Genomic DNA, 20,773 nt, shown 5'->3' on the forward strand with positions numbered 1-20,773 from the left:
GCTTTGCTGGTTTCGTCTCGCTAAATGGTGATCGCACACTCCAACTAGATTAAAACGCTTCTCGACCTCCTGACGAACTTCAGACGAACTTCAATTGCACGGTTTTACCACTTTTATAACTAGCTACTGCTTTCTCGTCACTTCATGACTACTGTATCTCTGTTAAAGGTAAGGTTGAAGAAATGCTGTGCGAATTGATCGTGGTAATCTCAGAAAACCGTTTGAAGTCATCGGTGTTAAAGGTTGCAAGTGAGTGATTTGATGTATCGTCATGCCTAACTATCTTCATAAAACTTTCAATACTGCTACTGATGTTGCTCATATATTTTCTTTAGAAAATGAAAAATGAAATAATATACTGCAAAAATAATGCAACTTATAGATTTTTTGGTTAATGTCAATGGCATTGCTCAATTATTCGGTGGTGATGGGCAATTTTTAGGAGTTTTATCAAGCAACACATACGAAGCAAATTCAATTCTTAATCAGTATGGATTTTATGGTGGTCAGTATGGTGTTTTCAGCATAAGTAATCCTTACGGTTTATACGGTGGTCAATGGGGTGTATACAGCCCTTACAATCCCTACTGCACCTATCCTCCTGTTATTATCTATGGGAATAATCCTGTAATCATAGTTACACGAAATCCTTATGTACAAACTAATGGGTTGCCAATCATTGATCCTGATTTGCTACTTGGGGTGTACGCACAATTAACCCAATCTCCAACAAACGTTAATTTGGTACAAGCACACCTACAAGCACTGACTCAAGCCAGGAAATCTAGTGCAGAAGCTATTAACAGAGCTATGCAAATAAGTGCCAGTATGTTTCGTTAAAAAATCCCCTAGCCTTTTTGCGAGGACTAGGGGGAATCTCATTCATTGTAGAGATATACGGCAATTGCGATTAAACAGTAACTTTAGCCTCTAATTTAGTCAGTCTTTCTGCTAATAGTTGTTCTAAAGTTTCCAGTGCCTTAGTGAAACCTTTGATACCTTCGTCTAGTTTTTCTGATGCCATGCGATCGCTCGCGTGCATCTTGTCAAAGTTAGCTTTGTCCATCGAAATTTTTTCAATGTCCATTCCTGCTGCTTTCTTGGGATCGAGTTTGCGAGGCAGTTCGCCAACAGTTGCCTGCAATTCACCCAAAAGTGCTGGAGAAATAGTTAACAAGTCGCAGCCTGCGAGTTCGGTGATTTCGCCGATATTGCGGAAGCTAGCTCCCATAACTTCGGTTTTATAGCCGAATTTTTTGTAGTAGTTGTAGATAGTTGTGACAGAAACAACTCCCGGATCTTCTGCTGGAGCGTAATCTCTTCCGGTTTCTTTTTTGTACCAGTCGAGAATACGTCCGACGAAGGGAGAAATTAGGGTAACTTTCGCTTCGGCACAGGCGATCGCTTGATGCAAGCCAAACAGCAAGGTAAGGTTGCAGTGAATTCCTTCTTTTTCTAGTATTTCAGCAGCGCGAATACCTTCCCAAGTCGAAGCGATTTTAATCAGAATGCGATCGCGAGAAACTCCAGCAGCTTTGTACTGGGCAATTAACTCCCGTGCTTTAGCCACTGTTCCTTCCACATCGTAGGATAAGCGTGCATCTACTTCTGTAGACACCCTACCAGGGATAATCTGCAAAATCTTTAATCCAAAGGACACTGCCAAACGATCAAACGCAACAGAAACTATCTGCGCTTGACTTGCTCCTGAACCAGCATCTTTCTTTGCTTGGAGTAAAGTCTGATCGACGATTTCCTGATATTCCGGCATCTGTGCCGCAGCGGTAATCAAGGAGGGATTGGTAGTCGCATCTTGTGGCTTGAACTTTTCAATTGCCTTGATATCTCCCGTATCTGCGACTACTACGGTCATTTCTCGCAATTGTTCAAGTAAATTCTTCGACATTTTTAACCTCTTGAATGTAGTTGGTTCAGGACAGATACCATTTAGCTGTGATGCTATTGATGCTTAAATTTAGTGGTAATGAGTAATTGGTTATTTAGGGATTCATTAATATTCTTGATTACTGATTACCAATTACACATTAAGAATTTTGGAAAAAGTCCTGAGTACTCCCCTCCTGGCCTATTCTAGGCAGTTTCTTTGCAGATTGGTTGTGCGATCGTATGCAATTTCGTTAAATCATTTTGCAATTTTGGTTAAAAAATCCCCGACTTTTTCAAAAAGCTGGGGATCTGCTCACCATTACTCTCAATTACACTGCTGCTACTGCTGTGCGCTCCAAAAGTCCTTCTTTCTGTGCCATTGACAACATGAGGTCAACTACCCGATTGGAATAGCCCCACTCATTGTCGTACCAAGCCACAACCTTGAAGAAGTTGGAATTAAGTTCAATCCCAGCACCAGCATCAAAAATGCTAGAGCGAGAATCACTTTGAAAATCTGTGGAAACTACTTCCTCATCTGTGTATCCTAGTACACCTTTTAATTCTCCTTCAGCAGCCTGCTTCATAGCAGCACAGATTTCTTTATAACTAGTAGCCTTTGCTGTCTTAAAGGTTAAATCAACCACTGAGACATCAGGTGTAGGAACCCGGAATGCCATACCTGTCAACTTGCCTTTCAACTCTGGCAACACCAGCGCTACTGCTTTTGCTGCCCCAGTAGATGAGGGAATGATATTCTGCGCCGCACCACGTCCGCCGCGCCAGTCCTTTTTGGAAGGGCCATCTACGGTGGGTTGGGTGGCAGTCATAGCGTGGACTGTCGTCATTAAGCCTTCAGTTAAACCAAAGTTATCATTGATCACCTTGGCAATGGGGGCAAGACAGTTAGTAGTACAGCTGGCATTAGAAACAACAGTGTCTTTGGCTGGATCGAACAAGTTATGATTTACACCAACCAATAGAGTTTTAACTTTTTCTGGATCTTTGGTAGGAGCAGAAATTATCACTCGCTTTGCTCCTGCCTTTATATGGTTTGCCGCTCCATCAAAATCTGTGAACAGTCCCGTAGATTCGACAACGTAATCTGCACCTAATTTACCCCAGGGCAATTCTGCCGGATTCCGAATTGATACGCAAGGGATAAATTGCCCATTCACAACGATACCGTCATCTTTTGCTTCCACCTGACCCTTATACATACCGTGGGTGGAGTCATATTTTAATAAGTAAGCGAGGTTATCTGGCGGCACCAAGTCATTAATACCCACAAATTCGATGTTAGGGTTATTGATGCCAGCGCGAAACACCAGACGCCCAATCCGACCAAATCCGTTAATACCTACTTTCAACTTAGCCAAGATATAATCTCCTATTCCTGAAACTCTACCAAGAGTTATTTTCCTCCCCTTCACGCTGCTTTCAGCGGGGATAATTCATTTGGCTTTAGTCACTATAAAGTTTGACTTACCCGATCCTGACAGCCTGAGTCAACAAAAGCGGTTTTAATTGGCATCTTTTAAGATTCTTGTAATATTCTTAGGTTTTAACTTCATAAAAATACCGACAGACAATATACCAAAATCAACAACGTACTTAAAATCCAGAGGCGGCTAATGAGTTTATTTAAGATTGTATCTAGCGATCGCTAAAATAAATCCATAACTACTTGATGCCGCAACAATTCTATGACTATTACTCAAGAATTAGGTTCTCAAGGAGGCATCTGCCAAGATGTTATTTTTCCACCTGGTGATTTATATAGTGATGAGCCTCCCTTGGAAAGCGAACTGCATCTACGACAAATAATTTTACTTTTATCATGTCTAGAATGGCTGTGGCGAGACAGAAATGATTTCTATGCTGCTGGAAACCTGACTATTTACTATAGTCCACGCCAACTGAAATCAGAACATTTCCGAGGGCCAGACTTTTTTGTAGTGCTGGGAACCGAACGTAAAACCCGTAAAAGTTGGGTGGTTTGGGAAGAAGATGGGAAATACCCCAATCTAATTCTAGAAATTCTTTCCGATTCAACAGCAAATACAGACAAAGGTTTAAAAAAAGAAATTTATCAAGATACTTTCCGCACGCCAGATTATTTTTGGTTCGACCCATACACATTAGAATTTGCAGGATTTCATTTAGTAGATGGAGAATATCAACCTCTGCAAGCTTCGGAAAAAGGATATTTGTGGAGTCATCAGCTAAGGTTATATTTGGGAGTTTATCAGGGATTATTGCGTTTTTTTACACCAGATGGTCAACTAGTAGCAACACCTGAAGAAACAGCACAACAAGCAGAACAAAAAGCACAACGTTTGGCAGCGAAATTGCGGGAGTTAAATATTGACCCGGATACAATTTAGACTCAAGCAGTGTGCTAGAAATCCTATTTTTGATAAACCCAGCTTTTTCAAAAAGCCAGGTTTATTCCTAATGTCCTAGTTTTGCCATTTAATAGGGCCACTTCCAGTCGCGAATTTCCGGTATATCTTCACCGTACTTGGCGATGTAATGTTTGTGCTCAATAAGCTTATCATGGAGCATCTGCTTCACATAAGCTGCTTTATAACCCAACTTTGGTACTCGATCAATTACATCATCTGCTAAATTAAAGCGGTCTAAGTCGTTCCTGACAACCATATCAAAGGGTGTGGTGGTGGTTCCCTCCTCTTTGTAGCCGCGCACGTGCAAGTTATTGTGGTTAGTACGGCGATAGGTAAGACGATGAATCAACCAGGGATAGCCATGAAAGGCAAAGATAATTGGCTTATCTGTAGTGAAAATACTATCGAAGTCTTTATCACTTAAACCGTGAGGATGTTCGCTCGGTGGTTGCAATACCATCAGATCGACTACGTTTACTACCCTCACTTTCAAATCGGGGAAGTTCTGCCGCAAAATGTCTACTGCTGCCAAGGTTTCCAAAGTGGGAATATCGCCAGCACAAGCCATGACTACATCGGGTTCGCTACCTTGATCGTTACTTGCCCATTCCCAAATACCAATACCTTTGGTACAGTGCTTGATTGCTGCGTCCATGCCAAGGTACTGTAAAGCAGGTTGTTTTCCGGCAATGATGACGTTGACATAGTCACGACTTCTTAGGCAATGGTCGGTTACTGACAACAGGCAATTGGCATCGGGGGGTAGATACACCCTAATCACGCCTGCTTTTTTATTGACAACAATATCAATAAAGCCAGGATCTTGGTGAGAGAAGCCGTTGTGATCTTGCCGCCAAACGTGGGAAGTGAGCAGATAATTGAGGGAAGCAATTGGTCTGCGCCAGGGAATGTCACGGGAAGTATCCAGCCACTTGGCGTGCTGGTTAAACATTGAGTCTACGATGTGGATAAATGCTTCGTAGCAAGAAAAGAAGCCGTGACGACCGGTAAGGAGGTAGCCTTCTAACCATCCTTGACAAGTAGTTTCACTGAGTATTTCCATGACCCGTCCATCGGCAGATAAGTTCTCGTCTTCAGGGAGAGTTTCGGCTACCCAAGTTCGATTTGTAACTTCAAATACGGCATCCAAGCGATTGGATTTTGTTTCGTCTGGGCCAAAAATCCGAAAGTTAAAGCTTTCTTGATTTATTTTTAATACATCCCGTAGGAAGTTTCCCATCACCTTTGTAGCTTCGGCAACAACCTTACCTGATTCGGGAACATCCACAGCGTAATTTTGAAAGTTGGGCATTTTTAGATCGCGCAGTAGAATACCACCATTGGCGTGGGGATTGTCACTCATGCGCCGTTGTCCTTTGGGTGCAAGCTCTGCCAGTTCTGGTTTGAGTTTACCGTGTGCATCAAAAAGTTCCTCTGGCTTGTAACTTTTCATCCAATCCTCTAATAGTTTGAGGTGTTCTGGCTTACTTGCTAACTCGCCGAAGGGAACTTGGTGCGATCGCCAAAAACCCTCTGTTTTTTTCCCGTCTACTTCCTCTGGCCCTGTCCAGCCTTTAGGGCTTTTCATTATAATCATCGGCCATTGGGGGCGCTTGCTAAAGCCATGATTGCGGGCTTCTTCTTGAATATCTTTAATTTCCCTGATGATTGTATCTAATGTTGCCGCCATCAATTGGTGCATGGCTTCCGGATCGGAGCCTTCGACGTAATAGGGCTTATAGCCATAACCAACAAACAAACTTTGCAATTCTTCGCGGCTCATCCGCGCTAACACGGTGGGGTTGGCGATTTTATACCCATTTAAGTGCAGGATGGGAAGAACTGCACCATCATGCACTGGATTAAGAAACTTGTTGGAATGCCAGCTAGTAGCTAGAGCACCTGTTTCTGCTTCCCCATCACCAACAACACAGGCAACAATTAAGTCTGGATTATCAAAGGCAGCGCCATAAGCGTGGGATAAAGAATAACCAAGTTCGCCGCCTTCATGGATAGAACCGGGAACTTCAGGGGTGCAATGGCTGCCAATGCCACCAGGGAAAGAAAACTGTTTGAACAGCCGCTTCATGCCTTCTTCGTCTTGAGAGACGTTAGGATAGTACTCACTGTATGTGCCTTCCAAGTATGTATTGGCAACTATACCAGGGCCGCCATGGCCAGGCCCGGCAATATAAATCATGTTCAGATCATCTTTCTTAATAATCCGATTGAGATGAACGTAGAGAAAGTTGAGTCCTGGAGTTGTTCCCCAGTGTCCTAAAAGTCTAGGTTTGATATGTTCTATTTTCAGTGGCTCTTTCAGCAGGGGGTTGTCGAGGAGATAAATTTGTCCAACCGTTAAATAGTTAGCTGCACGCCAGTAGGCGTTCATTTTGCGCAATTCTTCATCTGATAACGGTTTTGTTTGGGGAGGGCTTGCTAAAGTCATATCCAAACTCCATGACAATCATTCATTTTTATGAAAGTTTATTTATCTTCGGCATCTAAGATCATCTTACTTGCGAAAAATTTTTCTCTTATTCAGCAGAAGTTGATATTGGTGGCTGTTATAGTCAGGACTTACGCATGAGTTACGGAAGAATCAACCACAGAGAGCACAGAAAACACGGAGAAAAGAGGGTTTTAGAGAAATTTTGCGTAAGTTCTAATAGTTAAATATTTATTTTTGAAATTTAAATTTATGGGGTGTATTGATAACCATTATGGAAAGTAAGCAGACTAAATATTTACCTACAATAATCTTAGCTAGATGTCAAAAATTACATTAATTTTTATAATATCTGTAAGTATTTCTAATCCTTTTAATTTCAAAATTATATCTTTGGGTAGAGTTTTTATAAAAGTAAAAGAACAAATCCCCAACTTATTAGAAAAATTGAGGCTCTAACAAAATAAATTTAAAAGAATATATTCATCTAAAAATGGCTGTAATGTAGCCTTGATTCCTTAGAAATTATATGGTGCAAAGAATTTTTCTATAGATAATTCACTATGAATTCATGAAATCATATATTTAATTATTAATCTCTAATAATCCATCAGGAGGAGTAATTTCAATACGACCAGTTTCTAAATCAACCACTGGCGCGATCGCTTTCACAAAAGGAATCAAAACAGTCTTTTGAATTTTAGATTTTGGATGGGAGTTTTTTTTCTCCCCCTCATTTTGCTGATGCAACTCAACTTCTAACAAATCATTGCCAGCAGACAGAACATCTACCACCTTACCAACCAGTTCTCCTGTTTCCTGCATATACACTGGCAAACCAATTAAATCGAGAACGTGATATTCATCTTCTGCCAATTGCGGGCGATCGCTTGCTAGCACGAATAACTTACAACCGCGCAATTCTTCTGCTCGATTTCGATTTTCTACACCAGCTAAGGTAACGACGTACAAGTTTTTACCTTCGATGTAACGTCCTGACAGCAATTCTATCGGTTGCGGTTCATTCTGCTCAGGATGCAATAACCAACGTTTACCTGGCACTTCAAATCTTTCTGGAAAATCAGAGTCTGGATAAACTCGCACTTCCCCACGCAAGCCTTGAGCTGCAACAATAGTGCCAATTTCTAACCAACCATCTAATTTGGAAGATGGGGAGATGGGGAGATGGGGAGATGGGGAGATGGGTTGTTTATTTTCCTTCTTAGCTTTTTGCTTTCCCTGCTTCTGTTGCCTCCCTATCTGTTGATTCATCTCCTTCTGCCTCCTCCATCTGCCTTATGCCTTACTCCAGAACCTATACACTCACAGCTTTACGCTGATAAACTTCTTCTGTCACCTTTGCCAAACGCTGCATTGCAGTCGCGATTTCCTCATTAGTACCAGTGAGGCTAATGCGCAAACATTGCTGCTTGTGCTGCCACTCATCCTGCAAACCGGGGAAGAAGGTACTACCAGGTACAACAATGACACCAACTTGCTTGAGTACTTGGTAAATTTCCCAGTCAGTTATTGGTAAATCTTGCAACCACAACCAAGCAAAAATTGCTCCTTCACCGCGATGCAAAAACCAAGGTAAATCCTTAGGCATGGTTGCATCTAAAGTACTTTCTAAAATCGTGAATTTATTTTGATAGAAGGAACGAATCACGGTTTCGGAAATTTCTACCAAGGCACCAGAATCAATAGCACGGGCAGCGATCGCTTGTCCGTAGCGTGATGGGTGAATGCACAAATTTGTTTGAAAGCACTCCAGCACGTGAATTAGCTTTTCGTTACCAATGGCAATACCGATGCGTTCTCCTGGCAATCCCACCTTCGATAAACTCATACAGTGGATAATATTATCACCAAACACAGGTATCATTTCGGTAAAGTTTAATGCTGGGAAAGGAGGCGCGTAGGCGGAGTCAATTAATACTGGCACATCATAAGGTGCAGCCAGGGCAGCGATTTTTTTCACTTCATCATCGCTTAAGACATTGCCTGTAGGATTGCTGGGGCGAGAGAAAATTACACAACCCGTAGTTTCTGTAATCGATAATTGGCTAAAGTCAGGACGATACTTGAATCTATGGGCTGTAGCGTCAATATCTAGAGTTGGTTTGTAAGCAACTAAAGCTTCTGGAAATAAACAAACGCCACCGTAGCCAGTGTAATCTGGGCTGAGAGGTAAAACAATTTGTTTGAGTTCACCGTTGTTAGTGTAACCGCCAAAAGCATTGGCAGCATAAAAATAGAGGCTTTGACTGCCAGGGGTAATTAAGATATTGCGATCGCTCAAGTTTAAACCGTAGCGTCTGTTAAAATCACGGGCGATCGCTTCAATTAATGGTGCATAGCCTTGACTAGAACCGTAGCGACAAACGACTTCACCGTATTCTGAGCTAGCTAGTAACTCTCCTGTACAATCTCGCCATAACTGTTCTACTTCAGGTAATATCAACGGATTACCAGCGCTCAAATTAATAAATTGCTGCCCTGCACCCGCTCGTAATGTTTCGATAATATCTTTCATAATCGCTCTGACGCCCGTTAAGTTAGACATTTGAGCGCCGATTTTAGTCAGGGCAGGATTCATAAGCTATGCACAATACGAGCAATCAAACAGTCTATTAATTATAGAAGAATTTCCATCTTTTCACTTAGCAATAAGGCAGAGGGCAGAGGGCAGAAGGCAGTCCCAATGAAACAAGTTTCATCGCCAGGCATGAAAAACCTCACCCCATCCTGTCGGACACCCCTCTCCTTAGCAAGGAGAGGGGCAGGGGGTGAGGTGACTTTCAAGTCAGAAGGCAGAGGAGCAGAGGGGAAGATTAAAAAACTGGAACTTCGAGATTAGAAGCTCAACTTTCATCCTCAAAAGCTCAAACTTCACCCTCAAAAGCTCAACTCCCGTGTCTCCGCGTCTTTGTGTCCCTTATCCTAATTTCCTCCTGCCCTCTGCCTTAATTCCCATCTTCACTTTTAGCTTTGTTTGCTAAAAAGTTACAAACAAGTCCACAATTAATACCCTGCAATAAACTCAGATTAGCTGACTAAGCAAGCTAAACAGGAGACTTGACAGTGGAAGTTAAAGCAGCAGTCGCTTACGAACCAGGTAAACCGTTGACTATTGAAAGCGTACAATTAGAAGGGCCAAAAGCTGGGGAGGTGATGGTTGAAATTAAAGCCAGCGGAGTTTGCCATACAGACGCTTACACTCTTTCTGGCAAAGATCCAGAAGGTTTATTTCCAGCAATTTTAGGACACGAAGGTGCTGGTGTTGTAGTTGAGGTGGGGCAAGGTGTCACCAGTGTCAAACCTGGGGATCATGTGATTCCCCTGTATACTCCCGAATGTCGTCAGTGTGAATATTGTCTGAGCTTTAAAACTAATCTTTGCCAAGCTATCCGTGCTACTCAAGGGCGCGGTGTCATGCCCGATGGCACGAGTCGCTTTTCTATTGATGGCAAAAAGATTCTTCATTATATGGGAACTTCTACTTTTGCAAACTATACCGTACTGCCGGAAATTGCCGTCGCCAAAATTCGCCCAGATGCACCTTTTGATAAAGTCTGTTACATTGGCTGCGGCGTGACGACGGGTATTGGTGCAGTCATAAACACAGCAAAAGTAGAACCGGGAGCAAATGTAGTAGTTTTCGGGTTGGGTGGCATTGGTTTAAATGTCATCCAAGGAGCGCGGATGGTAGGAGCAAATATGATTGTTGGGGTAGATATCAATCCTAAAAAACGCGCTTTAGCAGAAAAATTTGGCATGACGCACTTTGTTAACCCCAAAGAAGTTGAAGGCGATTTAGTTGCTTATTTAGTGGAGTTAACCAAAGGCGGTGCTGACTATAGCTTTGAATGCATTGGTAATGTCAAAATTATGCGCCAAGCCTTGGAATGCTGTCATAAAGGCTGGGGAGTGAGTGTGATTATTGGTGTTGCTGGAGCAGGCGAGGAAATTAGCACCCGTCCTTTTCAGCTTGTCACTGGGCGCGTTTGGAAAGGTTCGGCGTTTGGTGGTGCGAGGGGACGAACAGATGTACCGAAAATTGTTGATTGGTACATGGAAGGCAAGATTAACATTGACGATATGATTACCCATGTGATGCCGATTGAGCAGATTAATGATGCTTTTGATTTAATGCACAAGGGTGAATCGATTCGCAGTGTGGTGACGTTTAATTAAGTTGGTATCAAGAAAGAGATTTTCTGTGGAGGCTGGTAGCAGTTAGTGGATAGTATATAGTAATAAATAACCCAATTTGCTAGTTATGTAAGAAGCAATGAAGAAATAGAGTAAAATCCATGTGAGAAACGGCTATTTTTGCCTTTACCTCATAATGGGCATTTTTGTAACTAGCAACTTGGGATTATTACAGGATGTTGCACTGGGTGCTCAAAATCTCAGTTTGATTTGATGTCATTCACTAAATAATATAGACAGACTAATCGCAGAATTTGGCTTGACTTTAAGGTACTCCCCACAGCTACGAACAGCTATGAAATGACAAGGATACAAAAGGATGAGTACGATCGCGATTCAAGACGGCACGCAGATTTATTACAAGGATTGGGGTGCAGGACAACCCGTCGTTTTTAGTCACGGTTGGCCGCTTAATGCTGATGCCTGGGACGAGCAACTGGTTTTCCTGGCAGGCAAAGGCTATCGCGCGATCGCCCACGATCGTCGCGGACATGGGCGGTCAAGCCAACCCTGGAACGGCAATGACATAGATACCTATGCAGACGACCTTGCGGCACTGATTGAGACGATAAACTTAAAAGACGTGGTATTAGTCGGTCACTCAACTGGCGGCGGTGAAGTCACTCGTTATATTGGTCGCCACGGTACAAATCGCGTCGCCAAAGCTGTGTTAGTGGGCGCAGTACCACCACTGATGCTAAAGACCGAAGCTAATCCCGGCGGGCTGCCACTCGAAGTCTTTGATAACATCCGCGCAGGTGTCGCTAACGACCGCTCCCAATTCTACAAAGACCTCAGTGAATCATTCTATGGTGCCAACAGGCCGAATGCCAAGGTCTCGCAAGGTTTGCGGGAGCAGTTCTGGCTTTGGAGTATGCAGGTCGGTCTTAAGGGCGCACTCGACTGCATCAAGGCGTTTTCCGAAACAGATTTCACTGAGGATCTTAAGAAGTTCGATGTGCCAACGCTAATCATTCATGGCGACGACGACCAAATTGTACCGTTCGCTAACTCAGCTTTACTTTCCTCGCAGATTGTCAAGGGTTCGACTCTGAAAGTCTATCCAGGCGCAGACCACGGATTGTCCAGCACTTATCGAGAGCAGTTTAACAGCGATCTGCTGGCATTTCTCAAGACTTAAACTCGCTTTACCAGTACCGCTAACAAGCTGAAGTGGGCATTTGATAATCAGTACAGTTTGAAAGTCAAGATGATCGGCAAAACCCGCCCCTACTAACCACTGTACGGACGGGTTTAGAAGATAAATTATCTGTTTGAACGGCAAGATTATCAACAAAACCCGCTCCTACTAACCACTAACTACTGTACGGGCGGGTTTAAAAGAGAAATTGTCGGTTTTAACCGAAAAATCATCAATGAAACCCGCCCCTACTAACCATTAATGATTTAACGCCGTTTCACCACGCTGATACAATTCTCGTGCATAATCAGTCCAAGTTCCTTGTCCCCAGTAGCGAAAACAACTAGTTTGCAACAATAAGTTATATAGCAAAGCTTCTTGGTAGTCAGGGCTTTGCGTTACTGAAGGATCTTGTTGCACCAATGAGTCGTATTTTTCGTGAAACAGAACGCTAAGTTTTTTCATCGGATCTAAGACATTTTCATAGCCTTGTACCCAACTTAAATGATTTGTCCAAGAAGCACCATCCATATGAAATTGATAGTCGCTTGCTTTTAAATCAGCGATCGCTTTTTCTACAGCTTCTGGTGTAGCATTATCCGGATCGACTCGTTGCCAAATTTTGTGTTGAGAAATGGCTTGACACGTCGGATAATCTTCAGAATTAACACCAGATGCTTCAATTAGTTCCAAATATTCTGTACCGTTCAGCGCCACCACACCTGCATAATTGTCACCGCGATCGCGGATTTCGTGATACACCCGAAATAAATCGCGGGGATATTCATTCATCATCACGCCGCCATTTTCCCCATCGGCAATTTGGGTAACTAATGAAGGAACAGCCACATTACCTATTTGCTGCTTTCCCCTACCCTTTGCCTCAAAATAGGGTTGCATCTGCGCCACTAATTTTGTATCCGATCCTTGAGTTTTAATTAATGCTGTGATGCTAATAGTTTCGCCGTGAGAATTGCGGGCAAGCAAACGGTTAGGAAGATATTTATCTTCGTGGCGTAAAGGAGAACCGTCGAGACGTTCAACAGAATGTTCTTGCACCATTAACCAACGATAGCCACATTCTTTCAAAGCTTTAATATATTCAAATAAGGTATCGGGGTGATTGGGTAGGTGCATTTCTGGTGGAGAAAAGCCCTTGACGCGCTTGAGGGCATCGTAACCAAAAATCGCTGCAAAATAATGTTGCCACGCTTGAATATGCAGTTTTATGTCGGGAATGGGAGTAGAAGGAACAACTGCATGGCTCCACATTGTTCCCAACCATTCAACGTAAGGCTGATATTGGGAATCGCAGGTGATGCGCTTGAGATTGTTGAGAATATCATCCCTTCCCATTTGACGTAATCCCCACAGTAAATTGCCCGAATAGTCGAGCATAATTCGAGGATTGCAACCTTGGGAAATCAATTCGGGAATAAATTCTCCCATGCGGCTGTAACACCAAGCAAAGGTTCCGGCATTGTGATTATCCCCATCATAGGGATGTTCAAACATATACTGGAGATTACTGATGAGTTGACCGTTTGCACCTGCGGGAATAGTGGGTTGATGCATATGTAGAGCGCAAGCAAATCCCGCCGTGATGTTTTCCAAACGCAGATTAGTAGTAGTCAAAAATACTGGATTATTCTGTTGAACCACTGACTGAATTTCTGCTTCCCAACCACAAATATTAGGTAATCCCGATCTTGATTCCGTTAATACAGGTAAGTTGGGTGATGATGCTGTTGCAGTCATGAAAATTCCCTGTGAGCGATCGCCTTCATTTTGACTTAATTAGTGCGATCGTCCAGAACCAGCGCAAGAATTATTAATTATGCTCTTGCAACTTACAAAGATTATTGAAAGAAAAAACCAGCAATCAAAAGCGGCACGAGCAGTAGAACAGACACAATTAGTAGAAGAGTAGCCGGATCGATTTTAATTTCTGGATCGCGCATTTTCTCAGAAAATAGGTTACAGGTGAGTCCAGCGCCGTGCGGGGGTTCCCCCCGTTGAGGCGACTGGCGAACCCGAAGGGTTACAGTGTACAAGTTACAGAAGAGGAGTGGGAGAGGAACAGATGAGGGAGATAGGGAAGATGGGGAGGATGGGGAAGAATTTACTCTTATCAATTCCTCACCTCAACTCTCTCAACTCCTTGTCTCCGTGTCCCCGCGTCTCTTACCTGTCCCCTATACCCTATACTATGACAATTCAAGTTTACGGAATACCTAATTGCGGAACCTGCAAAAAAGCTTTCCAATGGCTACAAGACAACGGTATTGATTATGAGTTTATTAATACCAAAGAAAATGCGCCCAGCCGCCAGATAATCCAAAACTGGGTAAAATCTTTGGGTTCTCAGTCAATACGAAACACCTCCGGACAATCCTACCGTGCATTGGGTGATGAGAAGAAAACTTGGACTGATGAACAGTGGATTGAGGCATTTGCTAAAGATGCGATGCTTCTCAAACGTCCCCTTTTCGTTAAGGATGGTACGGCAGTAATGGTTGGCTTCAAAGATAAAGAGGAAGCAATCCGAGAAAAATTAGGCGTGAAAGAATAATTTGATAGAACAATTTGGTGAGAGCGATCGCATCACAAATCAAGAGTAATCTACCCATCACGAGCATAGTAGTTACGTATAATTACTATTTAGCTAGTGAAAGAATTGACAAATATGGAATCACTCAGCGATGCCAAGATAGTGGAATCATGGTACAAGAACGCGTTACCGTGGACAATCGCAGTGCGTGAGGAACAAATTGAGAGCCGTAATTTAGTCACTAATCAGGCAATAGTTGATGCTATTTTGAGTCGCTCGCCCCACTCTGTTCTTGATATTGGTTGCGGAGAAGGGTGGCTTGCCCGCGAACTTGCTGCCAAAGGAATCCACGTGATGGGAGTAGATGTGATTCCCACCCTGATTGAAAAAGCCCAAGCAGCTGGTGGTGGCGATTTTTCTGTGGCTTCTTATGAGGAGATTGCTGGGGGCAAACTCAGAGCCTCTGTTGATGTCGCGGTTTCTAACTTTGCGCTGTTTGGGAAGGAACCAGTTGAAGGATTGTTTAGAGTTGTACCATCGCTACTGAAACCCCGTGGTTCATTTATTGTCCAGACTTTGCACCCAGTAGTAGCGTGTGGTGATTCCCCATACCAGGAGGGTTGGCGACAAGGCTCATGGGCTGGATTTAGTTCTGATTTTACCGATCCGGCACCATGGTATTTCCGAACTTTAGAAAATTGGATCAAGCTTTTTGTTGTTAGTGGATTTCGGCTGATTGAGATGCGCGAGCCGATTCATCCTAAGACACATAAGCCCGCCTCGGTGATATTTATCGCAGAAGTGGCTGGTTAACTATGCGATCGCCGCTTGTGTAATGTATGGTTTGTGCATATTCTTCCTAAAGAGATTTTAACTGGAAAAAGTCGCTCTAATTGCTCAAAGGGGATATTAGAAAAAAGTTTCTATATAATAACGATGACTTTGGCAAGGAAAGGGAGTTACTCTCATGAAATTAGACCGTATCACCAGCAATCCCAATCGTATGAATGGACAGCCCTGCATTCGTAATCTTCGTCTCACTGTTCGCCGACTAATTGAGTTACTTGCTACTTATCCTAATCGAGAAGAAATACACCAAGAGTTCCCAGAAATAGAAGATGAAGACATTCGGCAAGCTCTGATTTTTGCATCCTCTTACTTAGACGATCGCATCGTCGAACTACCTGCAAATTATGAAACTGTTGCTTGATCAGGGATTACCACGCTCCACGGCAATACTACTACGTGATTTAGGAATTGACACAATTCATGTAGGTGAGATTGGGCTATCTGAAGCCGAAGATACAGAGATTATTCAAATGGCAAGAGAGGAAGGGCGTGTTGTAGTGACACTCGATGCAGACTTTCATACATTGTTAGCTCTTGATGAAGCAACTTTTCCCTCGGTTATTCGTATTCGTATTGAAAGGTTACGCGCTCCAGCATTGACTGAGTTGCTGCTGAAAGTGATTGATGAATGTGAGGAAGAACTACAGCAAGGGGCAGCTGTGACAATCGAGCCAAGCCGAATTCGTATTCGTCGCTTACCGTTGTTGCCTGATGTTTAAAGTGCCTTCTGCCATCTGCCTCCTATTATGACAAGATGGGAAAAGTGTCTACCCTAAATGATTGCCTGATGTCTTCTCACAATCCATCTTTAGATGCCACACTCCAACAACTACGGCAAGTACGACAAGCGCTACTCAGTCTTCACAAAGCTTTGCTAGAGTCTGAACGTGTTGGTTACGAACAATTTTACGGACGCATTAAATCCAAAGGGGAATTTTTTCAACTAGTCGTTGGGCATGAATGGTTTGATTGGTTGCATCCCATTTCTCAATTTATTGTTCGAGTTGATGAGTTTTTCGATGCGAAAGAACCCGTGACGATCAACCAAGCCAATCAGCTATTGGCAGAAGCACGAATGTTGCTCCAACCTTCAGAGGAAGGAACTACCCAGCAAATACGTTACTATCAGGCAATCCAACGCGATCCTGATATTGCCTCTATGCATTCAGAAGTATCAAAATTGCTTGCACGGTAAATGATGATTAGCGATAGCACTTTTCCCTTCAAGCGATCGCAATAGCATAAAATACTCGTAAGTTATTAAGTTTTTACCCAGCAGTAAACTTTAATATCACCCCACTAGTCGCTTGTCAATGAGTACATCTTTCATATAATGAATGAGAATATAAAAATAAAGTTTTGTTAAGCGAGGAGTAGGGATGTACATTGTACAGATTGCCTCGGAATGCGCTCCTGTGATTAAAGCTGGGGGTTTAGGGGATGTCGTTTACGGGCTGAGTCGTGAGTTAGAGACGCGGGGGCATTGCGTCGAGATTATTCTGCCAAAGTATGATTGTATGCGCTACGACCATATTTGGGGGCTTCATGATGCCTACATGAACTTGTGGGTACCCTGGTATGGTGCTGCAATTCACTGTTCTGTGTACTGTGGTTGGGTACATGGACGAGTCTGTTTCTTCATTGAACCCCATTCTCAGGATAATTTCTTTAATCGGGGTTGCTATTATGGTTGTGATGATGACAATATGCGCTTTGCCTTCTTTAGCAAAGCGGCTTTGGAATTTTTGCTCAGAAGTAATAAGCGTCCTGATGTTATCCATTGCCATGACTGGCAGACTGGTTTAATACCACCCCTGCTATTTGAAATTTATAAGTATCACGGCATGGAGTATCAACGAGTTTGCTACACCATTCACAACTTTAAACATCAGGGAATAGCTGGTGCTGATGCTCTGCGGGCAACAGGTTTAAACCAAGAAGCTTATTATTTCCAATATGATAAGCTGCGTGACAACTTCAACCCCTTTGCTTTGAACTTAATGAAAGGGGGTATAGCTTACTCCAACGCCATCACCACAGTTTCACCCAACCACGCTTGGGAAGCTCGCTACACGGATGTTGGTTGTGGTTTAGGTCATACCTTACATTTACATCAAGATAGGTTCAGTGGGGTTCTCAACGGTATAGATTATGATTTTTGGAATCCCGAAATTGATCGCTATATTCCTTGTAAATACAACAAAGAAACCTTTGAAGATAAAGCCAAAAATAAAAAAGCTTTAAGAGAAAGACTGCTGTTACGCGATGTTGATAAACCAATTGTTGCTTACATCGGTCGTTTAGATAATCAAAAAGGCGTTCATCTTGTTCACCACGCAATTTATTACGCGCTAGATCGGGGAGCGCAATTTGTATTGTTGGGTTCTGCCACAGAACCTGGTATCAATGCTCACTTCCAGCACGAAAAACGCTTTTTGAACGATAACCCCGATGTACATTTAGAACTTGGCTTCAACGAAGAACTATCCCACCTGATTTATGCAGGGGCAGATATGATTGTGGTTCCAAGTAACTACGAGCCTTGTGGGTTAACCCAGATGATTGGTTTGAAGTATGGTACTGTACCGATTGTCCGGGGTGTGGGTGGGCTAGTAAATACGGTGTTTGATCGCGACTACGACGAGAATGTCCCCCCAGAAAAGCGTAATGGTTACGTATTCTACGATACTGATTATTATGCCATTGAATCAGCTATGGATAGAGCGATTGGTTTGTGGCACTACTATCCGGATGAGTTCCAGAAACTAGCTGTTCAAGGTATGGAATATGATTACTCATGGAATAATCCAGGAGAAGAATACGTAGAAATTTACGATTGGATACGACACCACTGGTAAGGGTGGGAACATCTAGTTTTGATAGAGCAATCGCTTCTCATTAAGATGGCGATCGCTCTATCAATTAGCACCCTAGCTCGCCAAGAAATAAATTTCTTGGCTAATAGCTTAAGTCCACTCAAGTGGACTTAAAATCTAGTCCTAATGAAGAGGACTTCAGCTATGAGCAAAAGAATTCATTCTTAAGCAGTATTTGCTATTAGTGCAAGTTATCAATTTTACCCAATTAAATTGCTGTTATAGAGATTTACAGCACCTTCCTGATGAATCTTTTGATAAACCAAATCTCTAAGCAAATTAGCTTTTTGGTTGGAAATTGATTTATGTAGACTCCTGAGAGTCATCCGCACCAACAGATTCTTTTGATTGGCTTGGATACCCAAGCGTTGAATAGCCTGGGGTGGAAGTTGTTGATAGTGCGTTTCACCCAGTATATCTACTGACTCCAAAAGTTCGGCGTCGTCACCCAATACCTCTACTATTTGTTCGCAGATATCTTCCAATTCCGTATCTAACTCAGTCACAATTGACATATCTCGACTAATGCTAGGTTGATTGGAAACTTGGTGGTAAGATTCCAAATTTTTCATCTGCTCGGCAATGCGGGGATGGCTACTTCGCAGCAAGCGAATATCATCTATCCCTTTGACTAACATCACCAGACGATCTAGTCCCCAACCAGACGCTAATCCGCTCTGAGGCGATCGCAACAAATGAGGATGAGCTTCCCCGCATTCTCCGATTTCAATCCATTTGCCATCAACTAACACTTCAATTTCTAACCCATTGCGGGTGTAGGGATGCGAAGTTTCGTTGAGGCGGTAGGATATACCTGGAAGAACAGCATAAATCATCGTTTCGATGAATGGAATTAAAGCTTCTCTACCTAGATGCTGATGTTCATTAATCAGCCAAACATCCATTTGGTGGGGTTCGCCCACATGGCGTTTATCCACCACATCCCGACGATAGCAAATGCCGGGGTGGAGGATGAGTTGTTCTCCCCTAAGCTTGGGAAGTAACTCTGGCATGATTACAGTGGTGTGAGTTCTAAGTAACCTATCGTCGCTGAGGTAGCGAGTGTATTTCGGGGAACGTGACAAACTGTCTGAAGGGAAATAAAGTTTGTCGAAATTGTTAGCAACTGTAGTGATGGGCGAAGAATGCCAAATTATTGGTTCTGGATATCCAGACTTGTACAGAGCCTCGGCAATTTTGTAGACGACAAGATTAATAGCGTGAATGCCATTAGCTGGGTTTGTTAAGTCAGGCTTGAGAAGTCCCGTTGGTTCATTTTTTGCCTCTCTGAATAAATTGTAATATTAGTGTAACATCTGAGCTTGCATAACGGCATTACTTAGAAAAATTTCCCCACCCTACAAAAATTGTTGAATTTTACTGGTAAACTTCCGGGTTAACACAATAAGGCAACCGCTCTCCCTTTAACCCAGCAATTAAATTCTCAATCGCCATATCTGCCATTTTTTTCCGCGTCTGACGACTGGCGCTACCGATATGAGGAGTAATAATTAAGTTATCAAGACTCAGTAAAGGACTATCGGTGGGAATAGGTTCTGGTTCTGTAACATCAATAGCGGCACCTGCAATTTGACCATTAGATAAAGCTTGATATAAGGCATTTGGCTCTACAATTGTTCCCCGTGCTGTATTAATTAAAATTGCAGATTGCTTCATCAGCGCAAATTGCGGTTTATTAAACAGATGGTGTGTTTCTGCTGTTAAAGGTGTATGAATTGTCACAAAATCACATTCCTGTAACAAACGTTCAAGACTAGCAAATTCCACACCCAAAGATTCTTCTAGCTCTGGCTCCCATCTGTGCTTGCTGGTATAAATAATTCGCATTTCAAAACCCTTAGCACGACGAGCTACTGCCTGTCCAATTCGCCCAAAACCAACAATCCCCAGAGTAGCACCTGTGACATTAGGCCCCAGTAACAAATCTGGTTCCCATGTTCGCCATTCTCCCCCACGCGTAAACCGATCTGCCTCTACCACTCGTCGTGCAGCTGCCATTAGTAACGCCCAAGTTAAATCGGCTGTTGCATCTGTTAATACACCAGGAGTGTGACCGATTGGGATACGCCGCGCTGTAACAGATAAAATATCAATATTGTCGTATCCCACTGCCATTTGACTGATAACCTTAATAGAAGTTGCGGTTTCTATCAGTTGCCGATCAATTTGATCTGTCAGCAAACACAACAAACCGTCTATTTCCTTTGTCTTTGCCAGCAAAACCTCGTAGGGAGGCGGTTGGCGTTCCATCCAAACTTCTACATCCGCAATTTCTTGTAATTGCTGTAATTCAGTAGGGAGACGGCGGGTAATAAAGACTTTGGCTTGGGGCATAGTTTTGAATAGGGGTGTAAGGGTTTAAGGGGGTAAGGGTGT

General features: G+C 43.0%; 20 protein-coding genes. 11 read left to right on the forward strand and 9 right to left on the reverse strand.

Annotation, left to right across the window (positions count from 1 at the left end; all coding sequences use genetic code 11):
* The first annotated feature begins 369 nt into the window (after nucleotides 1-369).
* Nucleotides 370-840 carry a hypothetical protein gene (locus tag QUB80_RS07020; RefSeq protein WP_289788791.1) on the forward strand — a complete coding sequence of 157 codons (471 nt, stop codon included), beginning with the start codon at nucleotides 370-372 and terminating at the stop codon, nucleotides 838-840.
* A 70-nt stretch (nucleotides 841-910) separates the two neighbouring features.
* Here the strand turns inward: QUB80_RS07020 and QUB80_RS07025 are convergent, their stop codons facing one another.
* Entirely contained in the window at nucleotides 911-1,906 is a 996-nt protein-coding gene (locus tag QUB80_RS07025; RefSeq protein ID WP_289788792.1) for a transaldolase, read from the reverse strand.
* A 310-nt stretch (nucleotides 1,907-2,216) separates the two neighbouring features.
* Nucleotides 2,217-3,266, reverse strand: a complete 1,050-nt coding sequence (gene gap, locus QUB80_RS07030) for a type I glyceraldehyde-3-phosphate dehydrogenase (RefSeq protein ID WP_289788793.1) — start codon at nucleotides 3,264-3,266, stop codon at nucleotides 2,217-2,219.
* A 327-nt stretch (nucleotides 3,267-3,593) separates the two neighbouring features.
* Here gap and QUB80_RS07035 point away from each other — a divergent pair, with 327 nt between their 5' ends.
* Nucleotides 3,594-4,274: a Uma2 family endonuclease gene (locus tag QUB80_RS07035; RefSeq protein WP_276747380.1), complete on the forward strand. Its 681-nt coding sequence runs from the start codon at nucleotides 3,594-3,596 to the stop codon at nucleotides 4,272-4,274.
* 88 nt (nucleotides 4,275-4,362) lie between these two features.
* Here the strand turns inward: QUB80_RS07035 and QUB80_RS07040 are convergent, their stop codons facing one another.
* The 3 genes from QUB80_RS07040 to QUB80_RS07050 all read right to left on the reverse strand — a co-directional run bounded on the left by QUB80_RS07040 (nucleotide 4,363) and on the right by QUB80_RS07050 (nucleotide 9,343).
* The gene (locus tag QUB80_RS07040) at nucleotides 4,363-6,744 is read right to left on the reverse strand and encodes a phosphoketolase family protein (protein WP_289788794.1); all 2,382 of its coding nucleotides are present in this window, start codon (nucleotides 6,742-6,744) and stop codon (nucleotides 4,363-4,365) included.
* Nucleotides 6,745-7,329: 585 nt separating this feature from the next.
* Nucleotides 7,330-8,016, reverse strand: a complete 687-nt coding sequence (gene rimM / locus QUB80_RS07045) for a ribosome maturation factor RimM (RefSeq protein ID WP_289788795.1) — start codon at nucleotides 8,014-8,016, stop codon at nucleotides 7,330-7,332.
* Nucleotides 8,017-8,059: 43 nt separating this feature from the next.
* Nucleotides 8,060-9,343, reverse strand: a complete 1,284-nt coding sequence (locus QUB80_RS07050; RefSeq protein ID WP_289788796.1) for a valine--pyruvate transaminase — start codon at nucleotides 9,341-9,343, stop codon at nucleotides 8,060-8,062.
* A gap of 105 nt (nucleotides 9,344-9,448) precedes the next feature.
* Between QUB80_RS07050 and QUB80_RS07055 the strand changes: the two genes are divergently transcribed.
* The 3 genes from QUB80_RS07055 (at nucleotide 9,449) to QUB80_RS07065 (ending at nucleotide 12,100) form a co-directional block, all read left to right on the forward strand.
* Entirely contained in the window at nucleotides 9,449-9,604 is a 156-nt protein-coding gene (locus QUB80_RS07055) for a hypothetical protein (RefSeq protein ID WP_289788797.1), read from the forward strand.
* A gap of 224 nt (nucleotides 9,605-9,828) precedes the next feature.
* Nucleotides 9,829-10,941, forward strand: coding sequence for an S-(hydroxymethyl)glutathione dehydrogenase/class III alcohol dehydrogenase (locus QUB80_RS07060; RefSeq protein ID WP_289788798.1), 1,113 nt, complete (start codon nucleotides 9,829-9,831; stop codon nucleotides 10,939-10,941).
* Between the two features lie 337 nt (nucleotides 10,942-11,278).
* Nucleotides 11,279-12,100 carry an alpha/beta fold hydrolase gene (locus QUB80_RS07065; RefSeq protein ID WP_289788799.1) on the forward strand — a complete coding sequence of 274 codons (822 nt, stop codon included), beginning with the start codon at nucleotides 11,279-11,281 and terminating at the stop codon, nucleotides 12,098-12,100.
* A 258-nt stretch (nucleotides 12,101-12,358) separates the two neighbouring features.
* Here the strand turns inward: QUB80_RS07065 and QUB80_RS07070 are convergent, their stop codons facing one another.
* Entirely contained in the window at nucleotides 12,359-13,858 is a 1,500-nt protein-coding gene (locus QUB80_RS07070; protein ID WP_289788800.1) for a polysaccharide deacetylase family protein, read from the reverse strand.
* A 101-nt stretch (nucleotides 13,859-13,959) separates the two neighbouring features.
* A complete protein-coding gene (locus tag QUB80_RS07075) occupies nucleotides 13,960-14,154 on the reverse strand; it encodes a hypothetical protein (RefSeq protein WP_289788801.1) in 195 nt (64 codons plus the stop codon).
* 155 nt (nucleotides 14,155-14,309) lie between these two features.
* On the opposite strand from QUB80_RS07075, the gene QUB80_RS07080 reads away from it, so the two are divergent.
* The 6 genes from QUB80_RS07080 to glgA all read left to right on the forward strand — a co-directional run bounded on the left by QUB80_RS07080 (nucleotide 14,310) and on the right by glgA (nucleotide 18,358).
* Nucleotides 14,310-14,672, forward strand: a complete 363-nt coding sequence (locus QUB80_RS07080; protein ID WP_289788802.1) for a Spx/MgsR family RNA polymerase-binding regulatory protein — start codon at nucleotides 14,310-14,312, stop codon at nucleotides 14,670-14,672.
* Nucleotides 14,673-14,786: 114 nt separating this feature from the next.
* Nucleotides 14,787-15,464, forward strand: a complete 678-nt coding sequence (locus QUB80_RS07085) for a class I SAM-dependent methyltransferase (RefSeq protein WP_289788803.1) — start codon at nucleotides 14,787-14,789, stop codon at nucleotides 15,462-15,464.
* A gap of 154 nt (nucleotides 15,465-15,618) precedes the next feature.
* On the forward strand, nucleotides 15,619-15,861 hold the full coding sequence (locus QUB80_RS07090) for a DUF433 domain-containing protein (RefSeq protein WP_289788804.1): 243 nt from the start codon (nucleotides 15,619-15,621) through the stop codon (nucleotides 15,859-15,861).
* Nucleotides 15,845-16,219, forward strand: a complete 375-nt coding sequence (locus QUB80_RS07095; protein WP_289788805.1) for a DUF5615 family PIN-like protein — start codon at nucleotides 15,845-15,847, stop codon at nucleotides 16,217-16,219. Before QUB80_RS07090 ends, QUB80_RS07095 begins: the two co-directional genes overlap by 17 nt.
* A 68-nt stretch (nucleotides 16,220-16,287) precedes the next feature.
* Nucleotides 16,288-16,695, forward strand: a complete 408-nt coding sequence (locus QUB80_RS07100; protein ID WP_289788806.1) for a hypothetical protein — start codon at nucleotides 16,288-16,290, stop codon at nucleotides 16,693-16,695.
* 184 nt (nucleotides 16,696-16,879) lie between these two features.
* On the forward strand, nucleotides 16,880-18,358 hold the full coding sequence (gene glgA, locus QUB80_RS07105) for a glycogen synthase GlgA (RefSeq protein WP_289788807.1): 1,479 nt from the start codon (nucleotides 16,880-16,882) through the stop codon (nucleotides 18,356-18,358).
* 218 nt (nucleotides 18,359-18,576) lie between these two features.
* On the opposite strand, the gene srmL is transcribed toward glgA, so the two are convergent.
* Entirely contained in the window at nucleotides 18,577-19,602 is a 1,026-nt protein-coding gene (gene srmL, locus QUB80_RS07110; protein WP_336622312.1) for a PheS-related mystery ligase SrmL, read from the reverse strand.
* A 151-nt stretch (nucleotides 19,603-19,753) separates the two neighbouring features.
* A complete protein-coding gene (locus QUB80_RS07115; RefSeq protein WP_289788808.1) occupies nucleotides 19,754-20,731 on the reverse strand; it encodes a 2-hydroxyacid dehydrogenase in 978 nt (325 codons plus the stop codon).
* Nucleotides 20,732-20,773: the final 42 nt, after the last annotated feature.

This window comes from Chlorogloeopsis sp. ULAP01 (assembly GCF_030381805.1).
GTDB lineage: Bacteria > Cyanobacteriota > Cyanobacteriia > Cyanobacteriales > Nostocaceae > Chlorogloeopsis.